Raw genomic sequence first — 16337 nt, forward strand, 5'->3', positions numbered from 1 at the left:
ATGCGTGTCGTGGTGTCCGGTGGCAGCGGATTCCTGGGGTCCCATCTGTGCGAGGAACTGGTCCGCAGAGGTGACACCGTCTACTGCCTGGACAACTTCTCCTCGGGCCGCAAGGCCAACATCACCCCGCTGCTGAAGCGGCCGGGCTTCCACTTCGTTCCGTGCGACGTCACGGAGCGGTTCCGCTTCCCCCGGACGGTCGACGCCGTCGCGCATCTCGCGTCTCCCGCCTCCCCGTCCGACTACCACCGCCATCCGCTGGAGACGCTGGCGGTGGGCAGCCGGGGAACGGAGAACATGCTGCGGCTGGCCGAGAGCCAGAAGGCCCGCTTCGTCCTGGCGTCCACCAGCGAGGTCTACGGGGACCCCGCGGTGCATCCTCAGGAGGAGGGCTACTGGGGGAACGTCAATCCGATCGGCCCGCGCAGTGTCTACGACGAGGCCAAGCGTTTCGCGGAGGCCCTCTCCATGGCGTACCGGCGCAGCCGTGGGGTCGGCACCGGGATCGTCCGGATCTTCAACACGTACGGCCCGCGCATGCGCCCCTACGACGGCCGGGTGATCTCCAGTTTCATCCGGCAGGCGCTCCGGGAGGAGCCGTTGACGATCTTCGGCGACGGCAGCCAGACCCGAAGCTTCTGCTACGTCGACGACCTGGTCCAGGGCCTGGTGGCCATGCTCGACTCCGACGATCCCGGCCCGATCAACCTGGGCAATCCGGAGGAGCACACGGTTCGGGAACTGGCGGAGCTGGTGGCGGGGATCACCGGATCCGGCGGCGGGCTGCGCCGTCTTCCGCTGCCCGTCGACGATCCTCTCCGCCGGCGCCCGGTCATCACCCGGGCCAGGGAGACGCTCGGCTGGGAGCCGCGGGTACCTCTGGAGCAGGGGCTCCGGCGCACCGTCGACTGGTTCGTGGCGGAGGCCCGTGAATCCGCGCGGGCGCCGGAGCGGGCCGTGGCGGCCGGCCCGTCGTGACGCGGGACGGCGGGTGGCGTGCACCGCGCCGTCACGCGGGTGTCGGCGGCCCGGGGGCCGGCAGCCCGGAGGGCGCCGGCCGCGTGATGCGGCCGGCGCCCCGGCACGTCCGTGGGGTCAGTGCTGCCAGACCCTGACGTAGTCGACCTGCATGTCGGCGGGCGCCACATTGGTTCCGCTGTGACTGGGATTGACGGCGTTGTTGAGGATCAGGTACATCGGGGCGGACGTGATCCCCGAGGTGATCTGACCGACCTGCTTCCCGTCGTAGTAGTACGTGACGGAGCCCTGCTTCCAGTCGGCGCCGAAGGTGTGCCAGCCGCCGGAGTAGGTGCCGGAGGCGCAGCCTCCCGGACCGCCCGCGGTGGAGTGGAAGTGGTAGCAGGCGGACCCGCCCAGGCCCTCAAGGACGTCCAGCTCGCCGTCGGTCGGCCAGTTCTGTCCGTCCGCCCAGAACGAGGGCCAGTTGGCCATCTGCGATCCGGACGAGGGCGTGTGGATACGGGCCTCGAAGGCGCCGTAGGTGAACTGGGCCTTGCCGTTGCTGGTCACCAGGCCGGAGACGTAGGGATACGTCTTGCCGCCGACGGTGGTGGGCTGCTGGGCGAGCTTGAGATGGAGGGAGCCGTCGCCGACCGAGACCTGCGACGGCGAATAGGCGGATCCCTCGGCGGAGTTCGGCGGCTTGGTGACGCACGTGGCGCAGCCGAACCAGTTCGCGTTCCACTTGGACGTGTCCAGGCTGCCGCCGTTGAACTCGTCGCCGAACACCTGGTGCCAGGTGCCGGGGATGCCGACGGGCGCGGTTCCGGTCGTGGCGCCGGTCGTGGCCGGCGCGGAGGACGGCGTGCTCGGGGCGGGCGAGGAGGCCGTCGCCGCGGGTGCCGGTGTCGAGGACGCGGTGGCCGCGGGCGTCGTCCCCGTGGCCGTCCCCGAGGGAGTCGAAGCCGTCGGCGCGGGGGTCGCGGTGCCGGCGCCGCCGCCGGATCCGGCGGTGAAGGACTTCACCGGGGAGACGCTGTGCCAGTGGTCGTGGACCTTGTACGCGACGTAGTACGTGTAGGTGCCTGCGGGGAAGGTGCGGGAGCCCGAGGTGAACGTGGTCGGCCCGGTTCCCAGGGTGGTCGAGACCGCTCCGGGGAAGTCGCGGTTGGCGCCGTCCGCGGACCGTACGGCGACGGTCAGCGCCTGCAGCTTGACCGTCCTGGCGCCGTGGACCGTGGCGGTGGCCTTGGACTTTCCGTTCGCGGCCGACACCACGGACAGGGAGTCGACCACGACGTCGGGGGTGGAGGCCTCGGCCCGGTCCGTCTGCGTGAGGACGCCTCCGGCGAGCGCGGTGGTGGTGACCGCGAGCACGCCCAATGTCGCTCGCAGGGTGCGAGGGCGACGGTGTTTCCGTTTACCAGGTGTGCAATTCATTGGCATGTACGCGTGACCTTTCGCCCCCCAGGCGACAGCTGGACCATGTGCCGGACAAGTGGCCCATGGCGGACTGAACGGTCATGGACTCTGCGCGAGGCGAACCCGTTCCGCAAGTGCCTCACCGGCGTACGCGCACGCCCGCGCCGCCCGGATTCACGTGCCCCGCGACCGAGTTGGCCGCACCGGGCCCGCCCCAGTGACGTCCGACACGCGAGGGAACAATTCGGTCATACATCCCCAATTGGTCGCCGCTGGCGATATCTGACACCGCGTAGGCCGGGGCGGGGCGCCGGCCCGCCCCCGGAGGCGGCGTCCGGGAGCGGGAGGAACGCCTGGTGATCGGCTCGGGGCCTAGCCGCGGGCGGAACCGTGGTGACGGGCGGCGAGCGGGTCGCCTGCCTTGCCGACCACCTCGGCGATCCAGGCCATGGCTTCGGGCACGTCGTAGTTGCCGGCGTGCGGCTGGTTCCAGGCGAGCCGGTAGTCGACGTTCTCGACCTGCTCGTCCGCCTCCAGCGCCCGGTCCAGGTTGACCGAGACGATGAAGGAGGTGTCCCGGTCCCGGGTGCCGTTGCGGACGTACCAGTTGGGCGCGGTGTCGGCCTTCGTGCCGATGAAGTCCATCGGGTCGATCAGGTGGATCTGGTCGTCGAGGGTCGTGCTCCTCTTGCCGGTGTACTGGTCCCAGGTCAGCCCGGTGTCGTCGATGCCGCTGCCGTCGCCGGGGACGTCGTTGTGGTTCCAGCTCCACTCGGTGTAGTTCATGTACTTCTGGGTGTACGGGCCGAAGAGGTTGGTCTCGGTCCCGCTCGTGGTGTTCCCGTGGACGCCCACGGCGTCGAAGGCGGGCGTCGACTTCAGGGCGGCCTGGGTGGCGACGAACCTCAGGTACTTCGCCATGTCGACCGACAGCACCGTGTCCGTGGCGTTGTCGACGTCGATCCAGTCGTTCACGTACGACTTCGTGGTGGTCCCGCCGGGCCCGCCGGACGTGATGTCGAAGGTGGCCCCGAGCGCCGGAACGGTGTTGGCGGGGTCGGCCTTCATGAAGGTCTCCGCGGAGCGGATCACCTCCTTCCTGATCGTGTCGAGCATGTCGTCGGCGGTGAGCCGGGAGCCGTCGGGGTTGCGGAGCTTGAGACTCTTCTCGTACGCCGGGAAGCGGGCGGCGATCTCGGCGGCGTCCTGGGGCGTGGCGTTCGAGCCGGTCGCGTCACGGGTGCCGAGGACGTTGTAGAGCCACTCGTAGGCCGTGTCGGCGTCGCCGAGGTCGGTGATCGGGCAGTAGGCGTTCACCGCGAACACGTCGTCGCGCAGGGTGCTGCGGCCCTCGGCGTCGACACCCGCGGCGCCGATCGCGGCGAGGTAGGGGTCGTACGCGGGACTGTTGCCGGAGGCGCCCAGGATCGCGGACAGCGCGCCGCCGCCGCTGGTCCCGTTGACGACGATGCGCTCGGCGCTGCCGGGCATGACGGCGTCGTTGAGGCGGAGGTAGCGGACCGCGGCCTTGGCGTCGACGGCCGCGGCGGGGGCCTTGCCCGGCGAGGAGCCGTCGGCGCCGGCCAGGCCGCGGCTGCGGTTGGCGACGTCCACGAAGACGTACCCGGCCTTCAGCGCCGCACCGACGTTGCTGGTCGCACTGCTGTAGGAGGCGCCGTCGGTGACGCTCGCTCTGATGTAACTGGCCATCCAGCCCGCGTTGTTCACCGCGAAGTAGATCGGCGCGCGCTGGTCGCCGAAGGCGCTCTCGGGCACGAAGACGTTCATGCTCTCGTACCCGCAGCGGGTGTTGTCGATGGTGGTCGTCCCGAAGATGCCGGACTGCTGCGCGGCCGCCGCGACCGGGTCGGCGACGTAGCAGAGTTCGCTGTAGGCCCGTACCTCGACGGGCCGGCCGTCGACCGTGACGGTGAGCGTGGTGTACGCGCCGGGGTCGAAGGCCAGGGCCGCGTCCTGGGGGTCCGCGGCACGGACGTGCGGGACGGTCCGCGCCTCGTCGGCGAGCGCGGACGTGGGCACCGCGAACGCCGTCAGGGCGAGTGAGCCCGCTATCGCCACGCCCCTCACCCGGCGCCCGCGGCCGCGCCCTTTCCCCGTACCCGCCGGGTGGGCGGAGGCTGCTCGACCGGAGGATTCCGAGAGCGACTGCATGGGATCTCCTCTTGTTGCGTGGCGAGTGATCGGCTGGCACCGGGGCCCCGGGCGTCACGCACGCTACAAGATTGTTAACAAAATACCCAGCAATTTTGCGAACATTTCGAGCCATCGCACGGACCGGGAGTGCGGGGCGGCGATAGGGCCCGTCTGCACTTACCGCCGCCGCTCCCGGGCGGTAACCATGGGGAGGACTGTTCGGACAGTTATGACCTGAATGAGCTGAATCCAGGAGGGCTCATGAACGCCCCGACCGAGACGACGGCGGGCCCGGCCGCGCAGGACGACGCGCAGGAGGACCCGACCGTCCACATTCTCTGGATCAACGCGGGGCTGAGCTGTGACGGGGATTCGGTCTCGCTCACCGCCGCGACCCAGCCGAGCATCGAGGAACTGGCGCTCGGCGCCCTGCCGGGACTGCCCAAGGTGGCGGTCCACTGGCCCCTGATCGACTTCGAGTGCGGGCCCGTGGAGGGCGCCGACAATTTCGTCGAATGGTTCTTCAAGGCGGACCGGGGCGAGCTGGAGCCGTTCGTGCTGGTCGTCGAGGGATCCATCCCCAACGAGCGGGTCAAGCCCGAGGGCTACTGGTGCGGCTTCGGGGACGACCCCGAGACCGGCCAGCCGATCACCACGAGCGAGTGGCTCGACCGGCTCACCCCCAAGGCGCTCGCGGTGGTCGCCATCGGCACCTGCGCGACGTACGGCGGGATCCACGCGATGGCCGGTAACCCGACGGGCGCGATGGGCGTGCCCGACTACCTGGGCTGGGAGTGGAAGTCCAAGGCGGGCATCCCGATCGTCTGCATCCCGGGCTGCCCCGTGCACCCGGACAACGCCTCCGAGACCCTGCTCTACCTGCTGTACCAGGCGGCGGGCGCGGCCCCGATGATCCCGCTCGACGAGGAGCTGCGGCCGACCTGGCTGTTCGGGGCCACGGTCCACGAGGGCTGCGACCGCGCCGGCTACTACGAGCAGGGGCAGTTCGCGAAGGAGTACGGATCTCCCGAGTGCCTGGTCAAACTCGGCTGCTGGGGCCCGGTGGTCAAGTGCAACGTGCCCAAGCGCGGCTGGATCAACGGCGTGGGCGGCTGCCCGAACGTCGGCGGGATCTGCATCGCCTGCACCATGCCCGGCTTCCCCGACAAGTTCATGCCGTTCATGGACGAGCCGCCGGGCGGTCATGTGTCCGCGACGGCGAGCGGCATCTACGGATCCGTCATCCGGCGGCTGCGGAACATCACCGCGAAGACCGTCGACAAGGAACCGAAGTGGCGCGGCAGGAGCGAGGAGCTCACGACCGGCTACAAGGCCCCGTGGTGACCACGGTCGCCCGCTGAGCAGACACTCGACAGGAAGGTGGCGCGGCACCATGGCGACGGCGACGAACAAGCCGGCCGGTGACGGCCTCACGGAGATGTCGTGGGACCCGATCACCCGCATCGTCGGCAGTCTCGGCATCCACACGAAGATCGACTTCAAGGCGAAGCGGGTCGCGGAGTGCTACAGCACCTCGTCCGTCTTCCGCGGGTACAGCGTGTTCATGCGCGGCAAGGACCCGCGCGACGCGCACTTCATCACCAGCAGGATCTGCGGCATCTGCGGCGACAACCACGCCACCTGCTCGGTGTACGCCCAGAACATGGCGTACGGGGTGGCGCCCCCGCACCTCGGCGAGTGGATCATCAACCTCGGTGAGGCCGCGGAGTACATGTTCGACCACAACATCTTCCAGGAGAACCTGGTCGGCGTGGACTACTGCGAGCGGATGGTCCGCGAGACCAACCCCGGGGTGCTGGAACTGGCCGAGCGCACCGAGGCCCCGCACGCGGCCGACCACGGCTACCGCACGATCGCCGACATCATGCGCTCGCTCAACCCGCTGGAGGGCGAGTTCTACCGTGAGGCGCTCCAGGTCAGCCGTTACACCCGGGAGATGTTCTGCCTGATGGAGGGCCGCCATGTGCACCCCTCCACGCTCTACCCGGGCGGCGTCGGCACCGTCGCCACGATCCAGCTCTTCACCGACTACCTGACCCGGCTCACCCGCTACGTGGAGTTCATGAAGCGGGTCGTCCCGCTCCACGACGACCTCTTCGACTTCTTCTACGACGCCCTGCCCGGCTACGAGGACGTCGGCAGACGCCGGGTGCTGCTGGGCTGCTGGGGCGCCCTGAACGACCCGGAGTACTGCGACTTCCAGTACGCCAACATGGAGAACTGGGGCCGGCGGATGTTCGTCACCCCGGGCGTCGTCGTGGACGGCAAGCTGGTCACCAACAGCCTCGTCGACATCAACCTCGGCATCCGCATCCTGCTCGGCAGTTCGTACTACGAGGACTGGGCGGGCATGGAGAAGTTCGTCGAGCGGGACCCGCTCGGGAACCCCGTCGACGAACGGCACCCGTGGAACCAGCACACCATCCCGGCCCCGCAGAAGCGGGACTTCGACGACAAGTACAGCTGGGTCATGTCTCCGCGCTGGTTCGACGGCACCGACCACCTGGCCCTGGACACCGGCGGCGGCCCGATCGCCCGCCTGTGGTCCACGGCCCTGTCCGGACTCGTCGACATCGGCTACATCAAGGCCACCGGGCACAGCGTGCAGATCAACCTGCCGCGCACGATGACCAAGCCGGAGATGGCGCTGGAGTGGAAGATCCCCCAGTGGAGCAACGCCCTCGAACGCAACCGGGCCCGCACCTACTTCCAGGCCTACGCCGCCGCTGCCGCCCTGCACTTCGCCGAACAGGCGATGGAGGAGGTCCGAGCCGGACGCACCCAGACCTGGGAGAAGTTCGACGTGCCGGACGAGTCGATCGGCTGCGGCTTCACCGAGGCGGTCCGGGGCGTGCTCTCCCACCACATGGTGATCAGGGACGGCAAGATCGCCAACTACCACCCGTACCCGCCGACCCCGTGGAACGGCAGCGTGCGCGACAGCTACGGCACACCGGGCCCGTACGAGGACGCGGTGCAGAACACCCCCATCTTCGAGGAGAACCCGCCCGAGAACTTCAAGGGCATCGACATCATGCGGGCCGTCCGCAGCTTCGACCCGTGTCTGCCGTGCGGTGTGCACATGTACGTCGGCGGCGGCCGGACCGTGGAGCAGACGCACCTGCCGACAGGGCTGAGCGGACTGGCGGTCTGACCTTCCCGGGATCCGACGTTCACGTCCATCGCGATCCGGTCCGACGCCTCGCGCGACCCGGGCACCACCGCGATGCGACCTTCCTCAGGAGCCTCACGAGAGGGGCTTGCCGATGGCCGGACAGGAGACGGGCGAGCGGATAGGCGCGCTGCTCGACGAGCTGGCGCAGCGGGCGGGACCGGAGGCGCGCGACGTCGCGGACGAACTGGTGCGCTGCCTCATGGAGTTCTACGGCGAGGGCCTGGCCCGGGCCGTACGCCTGCTGCGCTCCGCGCCCGACGGCGCGGACCCCCTCGCCGTCCTCACCGCCGACGAACTCGTCGGCGACCTGCTGATCCTGCACGATCTGCACCCCGAGGACACCGCGACCCGGGTGGGACGGGCCCTCGACAAGGTCCGCCCCTACCTCGGCTCGCACGCGGGCGACGTCGAGGTGGCCGGACTCGACCTCGACGCCGACGACGGTCCGACGCTGCGCCTCAGGCTGCGCGGGAGCTGCGACGGCTGTCCCTCCTCCACCCAGACCGTGCGCTGGACCATCGAGGAGGCGGTCGCCCGGATCGCCCCCGAGGTCGCGCACATCGAGGTCGAGGGCATGACCGCCGAGAGCGCGCAGCCCGCGCTGCTCCAGATCCTGCCGCACCGCCCGGACGACGCCCCGGGCGACGCCCCAGGCGAGCCGGCGCCCGCCGGGGAACCGGACGGGACGGCACGCTGGTACGAACTGGGCCCGCACGCGCTGCCGGTGGGCGACGGCACCACCGGGGTCACCGAGGTCGCCGGCCGGGCCCTGCTGCTGGTGCGTCTGCCGGGGCAGCTGTACGCCTACCGCGACCACTGCCCCCTGTGCGCGGCCGGTCTCGCTCCCGCCGTCCTCGACGGTGAACTGCTGCGGTGCGCTGGCTGCGGCGCCGCGTTCGACGTCCGCATGGCCGGCCGCGGCGACCGGGGTCACCTGGATCCCGTACCGCTGCTCGCGGAGGGCGGGTCGGTACGGGTGGCGCTGCCCGGCCAGCTGCTGGGGGCGGGCCCGTGACCACCGACATCCTCAGGCAGTTCACCCGCAGGCCCCCGCCCGAGGGCGAGCGCTGCGACCTGTGCGGGGAGCCGCTGCCCGCCGGGCACCGGCATCTGGTCGACACCTCCCGGCGGTCCCTCAAGTGCGCCTGCCCTCCCTGCCATCTGCTCTTCACCCGGCCGGGCGCGGGGCAGGGCCGCTTCCGGGCGGTCCCGGACCGGTACCTCGCCGACCCCGGGTTCGAGCTGGACGAGGCGGACTGGAACCGGCTCCAGATCCCGGTCGCGCTCGCCTTCTTCTTCCGCAACTCCGAACTCGGCCGGCTCGCCGCCTTCTATCCGAGCCCGGCGGGCGCCACCGAGAGCGAACTCGACCCGGCGACCTGGGACGCGGTGCTCGGCCGCAGCCGGCTGGCGGAGCTGCTGGAGCCGGATGTGGAGGCACTGCTGCTGCACCGCGGGCGGAGCGGACCGGTGACGTGCACGCTCGTCCCGGTCGACGTCTGCTACGAACTGGTCGGCCGGATGCGGCTGCACTGGAAGGGCTTCGACGGCGGCGCCGAGGCCCGCGCCGACATCGCGGAGTTCCTGGAGCGGATCACCACGGCGGCCCGCCCGCTGGAGAGCACCGGGGGTGCGCCGTGACCGATCTCCAGTTCACCTGCACCGGTGTGCGCCCCGAGCCGTACGGGGCCGGGCCCACGCTGCTGTTCGGGCTGCGCATCGAGGAGGCGGACCACCAACCGGTGCACGCCCTCGCGCTCCGCTGCCAGATCCGTATCGAGCCGGCCGGACGCTCCTACGAGCCGGAGGAGGTCGGCATGCTGGGCGACCTCTTCGGTGAGCCGAGCCGCTGGAACAGCACGCTGAAGCCGTTGCAGTTCGCCCACGCCTCCATCACCGTCCCGGGGTTCACCGGTTCCACCGAGGTCGATCTCCCGGTGCCCTGCACGTACGACACCGAGGTCGCGTCCGCTTCGTACTTCCGGGCGCTGACCCGCGGCGAGGTGCCCCTGCTCCTGCTGTTCTCCGGCACGGTGTTCACCGGCCGCGAGGGCTTCCGGGCCGAGCCGGTGCCCTGGCACAAGGAGACGACGTACCGGATGCCGGTGGACGTGTGGCGGAACATGATCGAGCAGTACTTCCCCAACTCGGGCTGGCTGCGGGTACGTCTCGACGTGCTCGACGCGCTGCGCCGCTACCGTTCCTCCCGCGCCCTGCCGTCCTGGGAGCGGGTCTTCGACGAACTCCTCGCCACCGCCGAGGCGAAGGCCGACGCGAAGGGGGCCGACTGAGATGAGCCATCCCCTGGAGGACCGCTTCGAGCGGGCCCGCACGGTCGCGGACGCCGTCCTGTTCGAGGGATACGTCCTGTACCCCTACCGCGCCTCCGCGGCGAAGAACCAGCTGCGCTGGCAGTTCGGCGTCCTGGTGCCGCCGGCCTGGACCGCCACGACCGGAGAACACTCCGTCCAGCGCACCGAGTGTCTGCTGGAACCCCGCAAGGGCGACCGGCTGCACGCCGAACTGCGCTTCCTGCACGTCAGGCGGCGCACCGTCGAACGGCTCGAAGCCGACGGCGGGTACACGGAGGTTCCCGAACTGGAGCTGCCCGACCGCGTGTTGGTGCCCTGGGACGAAGGACACGAGGAACGCGTCCTGATCCACGAGACGCTCGAGGAACTGACGGGCGATCAAGCCTCCGCACACGCCGTACGGTTCGACCTCCCGGACGCCGTCGAGTACGAACCGGTGACCGACGCCGAGGGCCGGACGGTGGGCCGGCTCGTGCGGCGCAGACAGCGGCTGACCGGCGAACTGCGCCCTCATGTCGAGGAGTTGCCGGGTCCGTACCGGGTGCTGCGGCTCACGGTGAGCGTGCACAACACCACCGCCGTGCCGGAGGAGGCCGGCGCCGACCGCGAGACCGCCCTCGCCCACAGCCTGATCGGCACCCATCTGCTGCTCGGCATCCCCGGGGGACGGTTCCTGTCGCTGACGGACCCGCCGGAGTGGGCCCGTCCGGCCGCGGCGACCTGTCACAACGACCGCACCTGGCCCGTGCTCGCGGGCCCGCCCGGCACGGACGACGTCATGCTGTCCTCGCCGATCATCCTGGAGGACCATCCGGCCGTCGCGGAGGAGAGCCCGGGGCCCCTCTACGACGCCACCGAGATCGACGAGATCCTCTCGCTGCGCACGGCCGCGCTCACCGACCGGGAGAAGCGCGAGGCCCGCGGCACGGACGCGCGCGCCGCCGGGGTGATCGACCTGGTGGACGAGATGCCGGACGCGGTCCGCGAACGGCTGCACGGGGCGATCCGCGGGCTGCGCGAGATCACCGGCGAGGACCCCGCGGCCGAGCCCGTCCCGGCCGCTCCCGGCACCACCACCAGCACCGGTCTGCGTCTGCCCGAGGGGTCCGGCCATCCCTGGTGGGACCCGGCCCAGGACGCCGGGGCCGCCGAGGTGCCCGCCGTCGTCGTCATCGACGGCGCGAGGGTACGGGCCGGCAGCAGGGTCAGACTCACCCCGGGCGCCCGGCGCTCCGACGCCCAGGACGCCTTCCTGCACGGCCGGCACGCCACCGTCGAGGCGGTGGTCGGCGACCTCGACGGCGAGACGCACCTGGCCGTCGTCGTGGACGACGACCCCGGCACCGACGTGCGCAGGGCCCAGGGCCGCTTCCTGTACTTCAAGCCCGACGAGGTGGCCCCGCTCACGGACACGGACGAGGACACGGACACGGACAGGGACAGGGAGGAGGGTGCGCCATGACCGGATCCGACCGGCCCGGCCCGTCCGGCGGGACCGAGGAGCACGCGACCGGCCGCGTCCTCGTCGCCGGGGTCGGCAACGTGTTCCTCGGCGACGACGGCTTCGGGGTGGAGACCGTACGGCGCCTCGCCGCCCGGACCTCCGAACTGCCGCCCGGCGTCGAGCTGATGGACGCCGGCATCCGCGGGGTGCACCTCGCCTACCGGCTGCTGGAGGGCTACCGGGCGCTCGTCCTGGTGGACCTCGTCGCCCGCGAGGGTCCGCCGGGCACGCTCCACACGATCGACGTCGGCCCCGAACCCCCCGCCGCCCGGACCGGACCCGGCCCGCTGGATACGCACGCCATGGACCCCGCCACCGTCCTGGCCCTGCTCCACGACCTGCACGCCGGCGCGGGCGGCACCCTCCCCCAGGAGGTGTACGTCGTCGGCTGCGTCCCCCTGGACACCGGCGAGGGCATGGGGCTGACTCCCCCGGTGGCCGGTGCCGTGGACGCCGCCGCCGGCCTCGTTCTCGACCTGGTACGCCGCGCCACCTCCGTACCCCAGCGGAGCTGACCACGATGGAGGCAACGATGGAATGGCAATGGGTTGGCCTGGCCGCGGGCCTCGTAGTGGCCTACGGAGTCGCGAGGAACCTGTCGGACATCCGCCGCTACTTGCGCATGCGGCGGATGTGATCCGGCGGACCTGAATGACCGGGCGGCCGTGCGTGATCCGGGGGACGCGCCCCCGCGCGGGGACCCCCGCCGTCACGCCCGGCGCGGCCACCGACGTCCTCGAGCTGTACGTACCGCTCCAGGAAGAGATGCAGGGTGCCGTGGAGTTCACCCAGACGGACGAACCACAGGGCGAGGTTCATGGCGCCCTGCTGCGTGATCGCGTAGACACGGCGCGCGGGGCCGCTCTCCGAGGCGTGCCAGTGCGAGGTGACCTCACCACTGCTCTCCATGCCCCGCAGCAGCCGGTACACATGCGCCTGGTCCGCGTCGCCGCAGCCGAAAGCGCCCAGGCGCTGCACCAGTTCATAGCCATGACCTTGGCGTTCGGCCAGCAACAGGAGCAGCACCGGGGTGAGCAGAGCGCGTCGCTCGACCTCGTGCCCGGTCATCGTGTCCTCAGGGTAACCAGCCATGCGCGGGCCTCACATCCGGGCGGGGCCGTCCCGCGCGAGGGACGGGCGGCGGGAGGTGGGCGTGATGCATGAACTGTCGATCGCGGTCGCGGTCGTGGAACAGGTCGAGGAGGCCGTACGGGACCAGGGGCGCGAGGTCGCCTCGCTGACCCTGCGGATCGGCGAGCTGGCGGGGGTCGTGCCCGAGGCGCTGGACTTCTCGTTCGGGCTCGCGGCCGAGGGCACCGCGCTGGCGGGGGCCCGGCTGCTGATCGAGACTGTCGAGGCACGGGGCCGCTGCGAGGGCTGCGGCCGCGAGGCGGCGACCGGGATGCCTCCGGTGCTGTGGTGCGCCGGGTGCGGGGCACCGCTGACCCTGCTCGGCGGCCGGGAGCTGGAGATCGTCCGGGTGACGCTGGCCGACGGCCCCCCGGAGGTACGCGACGAGGAGGCGAGCCATGTGCCGCACCGTTGACCTGCATCAGGCCGTACTCGCCAAGAACGACGCGAACGCGCTGGCCCTGCGGGGCTATCTGGGTGACCGCGGCACTGTGGCGGTGAATCTGCTGTCCAGTCCGGGCAGCGGCAAGACGGCCCTGCTCGAACAGCTGCTCGCGCGCGCCGTGGCCGGAGGTGTCCCCGCCGCCGCCGTCACCGCCGATCTGGCGACCGAGAACGACGCGACCCGGCTGGCCCGATCCGGCGCGCCGGTGCGGCAGATCCTCACCGACGGGCTGTGCCATCTGGAGGCGGGGATGCTCAGGCGGCGGCTCGAGGGGTGGCTGCCCGAGGGCACCCGGCTGCTGTTCGTCGAGAACGTCGGCAATCTGGTCTGTCCCGCCTCCTACGACCTCGGGGAGACCCTGCGGATCGCGCTCGCGTCGGTGACCGAGGGCGAGGACAAGCCGGTCAAGTACCCGACGGCGTTCGGGCTCGCGCAGCTCGTCGTGGTCACCAAGACCGACCTCGCGGACGCCGTCGGCTTCGACCGGGAGGCGTTCCTGCGGGGTGTGCGGCAGGTGAATCCCGGAGTGCCGGTGCTGGAGACCTCGGCCCGTACCGGCGAGGGGGTCGAGGCCCTGCTGGAGCACGTCCTGCGCTGCGCGGCCGGCGAGCCCGCGCACGTACCGGTCCTGGCGCGGCAGCACGAGCGCCAGTTGCACCACCACGAGCACGAAACGGTCGACGGGCACGACCCGGACGACGGGCACGGCCGGGCCGACGGGCACGAGCCCTCCGACCGGCGACACCCCGCCGACGGCCACGAACACGCCGACGGACACGGCCACGGCGACCGCCACGACCACGCCGACGGGCACACGCGTCCCGGCGTCCGGGGGCACGTCCGGTGAACGGGTCCCCGGGGCGCGAGCGCCGGCACGTCGTCGTCACGGGGGTGGTCCAGGGAGTGGGGTTCCGGCCCTTCGTGTACACCCTGGCGCAGGAGCTCGGGCTGACCGGCTGGGTCACCAACAACGCGCGGGGCGTCGAGGCCGAGGTCGAAGGCCCGGCCGCGGGCGTGGCGGAGTTCTGCGCGCGGATCGGGACGCGGCCCCCGCCCCTGGCGGTCGTCGAGTCGGTCGAGCACCGGCCCGTGCCCCTGGGGAACGACGGCCCGGTGTTCACCATCCGGCCCTCCTCCGGCGGGCCGGGCCGCACCCTGGTCTCCCCCGACACCGCGACCTGCGACGCCTGTCTGGACGAACTCGCCGACCCCGGCGACCGGCGGTACCGCCACCCCTTCATCACCTGTACGCACTGCGGGCCGCGGTTCACCATCGTGACCTCGCTGCCGTACGACCGGGACAGCACCACCATGGCGGGCTTCCCGATGTGCGCGGACTGCGCCCGTGAGTACGCGGACCCGGCCGACCGGCGGTTCCACGCCCAGCCGATCGCGTGCCCCGCCTGCGGTCCCCGGCTCACCCTGCGCACCGGCGCGGACGATCCCGGCGAGCTGCGCGACGGGGACGCGCTCGCCGAGGCCCGCCGGCTGCTGGCCGAGGGTGCCGTGGTCGCGGTCAAGGGGATCGGCGGCTACCACCTGGCGTGCGACGCGGGAGATCCCGCGGCCGTACGGTCCCTGCGCAAGCGCAAGAACCGCGGCGGCAAGCCCTTCGCGGTGCTCGCCGGATCGCTGGACACCGTCCGGCGGCTGGCCCATGTCGGGCCCGAGGAGCGGGAGTTGCTCCTCGGGCCGCGCAAGCCGGTGGTCCTGCTGCGGCGGCGGCCGACGGCGGGCGACGAGATCGCCGCGGGCGTCGCGCCGGGCAGCCCCGACCTCGGCTTCCTGCTCCCGTACACGCCGGTGCACCGGCTGCTGCTCGGGCTGCCCGGTGATCCGCCGGGTCCCGCCGTCCTCGTGCTGACCAGCGGGAACCGCTCGGGCGAGCCCATCGTCACCGACGACGAGGAGGCGCTGACCCGGCTGGCGGGGCTCGCCGACGCCTGGCTCGGCCACGACCGGCCCGTCCATGTGCCCTGCGACGACTCGGTGGTGCGGGTGTGCGCGGGCGCCGAGCTCCCGGTGCGCCGGTCGCGCGGTTACGCCCCCTTCCCGGTCGCGCTGCCGGTTCCGGTGGTCCCGGCCCTGGCCGTGGGCGGGGACCTGAAGAACACCTTCTGCGCCGGGGACGGCCGCTACGCCTGGCTGTCCGCGCACGTCGGGGACATGGACGACCTGGCCACCCTGAACGCCTTCGAGCGGGCCACCGGCCATCTCACGGACCTCACCGGCGTCAGACCGCGGCTGCTCGTCGCCGACCGGCATCCCGGCTACCGCTCCACCCAGTGGGCGCGGCGCGCCGCCGCCGCCCTCGGGCTGCCCCTGCGCCAGGTGCAGCACCACCACGCCCATGTCGCCTCGGCGATGGCCGAGCACGGTCTCGACGGTTCGGCGCCGGTGATCGGGGTCGCCTTCGACGGGACCGGGTACGGCGACGACGGTGCCGTGTGGGGCGGCGAGGTGCTGATCGCCGACTACGACGGATACCGGCGGTTCGCCCACTTGGCCTATGTCCCGCTGCCGGGCGGCGACGCGGCCGTACGCAATCCCTACCGGATGGCGCTGTCGCATCTGCGGGCCGCGGGACTGCCCTGGCACGACGGGCTGCCGTGCGCGGCGGCGGCCACCCCGGAGGAGCGGCGACTGCTCGGACGGCAGCTGGAACGCGGGCTGGGCTGCGTTCCCACGTCCAGCATGGGCCGGCTCTTCGACGCGGTGTCCTCGCTCGCGGGGGTGTGCCACCGGGTGGAGTACGAGGCCCAGGCGGCGATGGAGCTGGAGAACGCGGCGCTGGCCGACCTGGCCGGACCGCTCGCCGACGACGAGCGGAACGACGCGTACCGGTTCATTCTGAGAGCGGTCCGTCAGGACCCCGGGGCGCCGCTGGTCGCCGATCCGGCGCCGGTCCTGGCCGCCGCCGTCGCGGACGTCGGTGCCGGTGTCACGGCCGGTGCCGTGGCCCGCCGGTTCCACCGGGCCGTCACGGACCTGGTCCTGGACGTGTGCGCGACGGCACGGAAGCGGACCGGCATCGGCACCGTCGCCCTCAGCGGCGGGGTGTTCTGCAACGCCCTGCTCACCGAGGGCTGCGGGGCCGTCCTGGAACGGGACGGCTTCACCGTGCTGAGGCACCACAGGGTTCCCCCCAACGACGGAGGTCTGGCCCTCGGCCAGCTGGCCGTCGCCGCCAGGTCGCCGGACTGACCGGGCGGA

The 16337-nt window shown here is 72.0% G+C and carries 15 protein-coding genes; 12 read left to right on the forward strand and 3 right to left on the reverse strand.

The window, feature by feature from the left end; translation table 11 throughout:
- Positions 1–978: a UDP-glucuronic acid decarboxylase family protein gene (locus ACFWI4_RS00685; RefSeq protein ID WP_387189393.1), complete on the forward strand. Its 978-nt coding sequence runs from the start codon at positions 1–3 to the stop codon at positions 976–978.
- 117 nt (positions 979–1095) lie between these two features.
- Here the strand turns inward: ACFWI4_RS00685 and ACFWI4_RS00690 are convergent, their stop codons facing one another.
- Both ACFWI4_RS00690 and ACFWI4_RS00695 read right to left on the reverse strand, forming a co-directional pair.
- Positions 1096–2337 (reverse strand): family 16 glycosylhydrolase, encoded by a 1242-nt coding sequence (locus tag ACFWI4_RS00690; RefSeq protein WP_387189395.1) that lies wholly within the window; start codon positions 2335–2337, stop codon positions 1096–1098.
- A gap of 417 nt (positions 2338–2754) precedes the next feature.
- Positions 2755–4461: a subtype B tannase gene (locus ACFWI4_RS00695; RefSeq protein WP_387189397.1), complete on the reverse strand. Its 1707-nt coding sequence runs from the start codon at positions 4459–4461 to the stop codon at positions 2755–2757.
- Between the two features lie 336 nt (positions 4462–4797).
- Here ACFWI4_RS00695 and ACFWI4_RS00700 point away from each other — a divergent pair, with 336 nt between their 5' ends.
- The 8 genes from ACFWI4_RS00700 to ACFWI4_RS00735 all read left to right on the forward strand — a co-directional run bounded on the left by ACFWI4_RS00700 (position 4798) and on the right by ACFWI4_RS00735 (position 12185).
- Positions 4798–5880, forward strand: coding sequence for a hydrogenase expression protein HypE (locus tag ACFWI4_RS00700; RefSeq protein ID WP_339127920.1), 1083 nt, complete (start codon positions 4798–4800; stop codon positions 5878–5880).
- 49 nt (positions 5881–5929) lie between these two features.
- Entirely contained in the window at positions 5930–7711 is a 1782-nt protein-coding gene (locus tag ACFWI4_RS00705) for a nickel-dependent hydrogenase large subunit (protein WP_387189398.1), read from the forward strand.
- 112 nt (positions 7712–7823) lie between these two features.
- Positions 7824–8747, forward strand: a complete 924-nt coding sequence (locus ACFWI4_RS00710) for a NifU family protein (protein WP_387189399.1) — start codon at positions 7824–7826, stop codon at positions 8745–8747.
- Positions 8744–9373, forward strand: coding sequence for a DUF5947 family protein (locus tag ACFWI4_RS00715; RefSeq protein WP_387189400.1), 630 nt, complete (start codon positions 8744–8746; stop codon positions 9371–9373). The genes ACFWI4_RS00710 and ACFWI4_RS00715 overlap by 4 nt, the downstream gene beginning before the upstream one ends.
- Positions 9370–10023 (forward strand): DUF6084 family protein, encoded by a 654-nt coding sequence (locus tag ACFWI4_RS00720; protein ID WP_387189401.1) that lies wholly within the window; start codon positions 9370–9372, stop codon positions 10021–10023. Before ACFWI4_RS00715 ends, ACFWI4_RS00720 begins: the two co-directional genes overlap by 4 nt.
- 1 nt (position 10024) lies before the next feature.
- A complete protein-coding gene (locus tag ACFWI4_RS00725; RefSeq protein ID WP_387189403.1) occupies positions 10025–11506 on the forward strand; it encodes a hypothetical protein in 1482 nt (493 codons plus the stop codon).
- Positions 11503–12063: a hydrogenase maturation protease gene (locus ACFWI4_RS00730; RefSeq protein ID WP_387189404.1), complete on the forward strand. Its 561-nt coding sequence runs from the start codon at positions 11503–11505 to the stop codon at positions 12061–12063. The genes ACFWI4_RS00725 and ACFWI4_RS00730 overlap by 4 nt, the downstream gene beginning before the upstream one ends.
- A 17-nt stretch (positions 12064–12080) precedes the next feature.
- Positions 12081–12185 carry a DUF6893 family small protein gene (locus ACFWI4_RS00735; protein ID WP_376453418.1) on the forward strand — a complete coding sequence of 35 codons (105 nt, stop codon included), beginning with the start codon at positions 12081–12083 and terminating at the stop codon, positions 12183–12185.
- Here the strand turns inward: ACFWI4_RS00735 and ACFWI4_RS00740 are convergent.
- Positions 12161–12616: a helix-turn-helix transcriptional regulator gene (locus ACFWI4_RS00740; RefSeq protein WP_387189405.1), complete on the reverse strand. Its 456-nt coding sequence runs from the start codon at positions 12614–12616 to the stop codon at positions 12161–12163. The genes ACFWI4_RS00735 and ACFWI4_RS00740 overlap by 25 nt on opposite strands.
- An 88-nt stretch (positions 12617–12704) precedes the next feature.
- Between ACFWI4_RS00740 and ACFWI4_RS00745 the strand changes: the two genes are divergently transcribed.
- From ACFWI4_RS00745 to hypF, 3 genes are read left to right on the forward strand one after another with little or no spacing between them, the layout of a single operon-like run.
- Entirely contained in the window at positions 12705–13094 is a 390-nt protein-coding gene (locus ACFWI4_RS00745) for a hydrogenase maturation nickel metallochaperone HypA (RefSeq protein ID WP_385395948.1), read from the forward strand.
- Positions 13078–13971, forward strand: coding sequence for a hydrogenase nickel incorporation protein HypB (hypB, locus tag ACFWI4_RS00750; protein ID WP_387189406.1), 894 nt, complete (start codon positions 13078–13080; stop codon positions 13969–13971). Before ACFWI4_RS00745 ends, hypB begins: the two co-directional genes overlap by 17 nt.
- Complete coding sequence (gene hypF, locus ACFWI4_RS00755) at positions 13968–16328, forward strand: carbamoyltransferase HypF (RefSeq protein ID WP_387189407.1); 2361 nt, start codon at positions 13968–13970, stop codon at positions 16326–16328. Before hypB ends, hypF begins: the two co-directional genes overlap by 4 nt.
- The last annotated feature ends 9 nt before the right edge of the window (positions 16329–16337 follow it).

The organism is Streptomyces sp. NPDC127038, assembly GCF_042725875.1.
In the GTDB taxonomy this organism is placed as follows: Bacteria; Actinomycetota; Actinomycetes; order Streptomycetales; family Streptomycetaceae; genus Streptomyces.

Coding starts and splice junctions, on each gene's coding strand:
- ACFWI4_RS00735 (WP_376453418.1), top strand. CDS start 12,081: ATGGAATGGCAATGGGTTGGCCTGGCCGCGGGCCTCGTAGTGGCCTAC.
- ACFWI4_RS00700 (WP_339127920.1), top strand. CDS start 4,798: ATGAACGCCCCGACCGAGACGACGGCGGGCCCGGCCGCGCAGGACGAC.
- ACFWI4_RS00725 (WP_387189403.1), top strand. CDS start 10,025: ATGAGCCATCCCCTGGAGGACCGCTTCGAGCGGGCCCGCACGGTCGCG.
- hypB (WP_387189406.1), top strand. CDS start 13,078: ATGTGCCGCACCGTTGACCTGCATCAGGCCGTACTCGCCAAGAACGAC.
- ACFWI4_RS00740 (WP_387189405.1), bottom strand. CDS start 12,616: ATGACCGGGCACGAGGTCGAGCGACGCGCTCTGCTCACCCCGGTGCTG.
- ACFWI4_RS00705 (WP_387189398.1), top strand. CDS start 5,930: ATGGCGACGGCGACGAACAAGCCGGCCGGTGACGGCCTCACGGAGATG.
- ACFWI4_RS00685 (WP_387189393.1), top strand. CDS start 1: ATGCGTGTCGTGGTGTCCGGTGGCAGCGGATTCCTGGGGTCCCATCTG.
- ACFWI4_RS00730 (WP_387189404.1), top strand. CDS start 11,503: ATGACCGGATCCGACCGGCCCGGCCCGTCCGGCGGGACCGAGGAGCAC.
- ACFWI4_RS00710 (WP_387189399.1), top strand. CDS start 7,824: ATGGCCGGACAGGAGACGGGCGAGCGGATAGGCGCGCTGCTCGACGAG.
- ACFWI4_RS00745 (WP_385395948.1), top strand. CDS start 12,705: ATGCATGAACTGTCGATCGCGGTCGCGGTCGTGGAACAGGTCGAGGAG.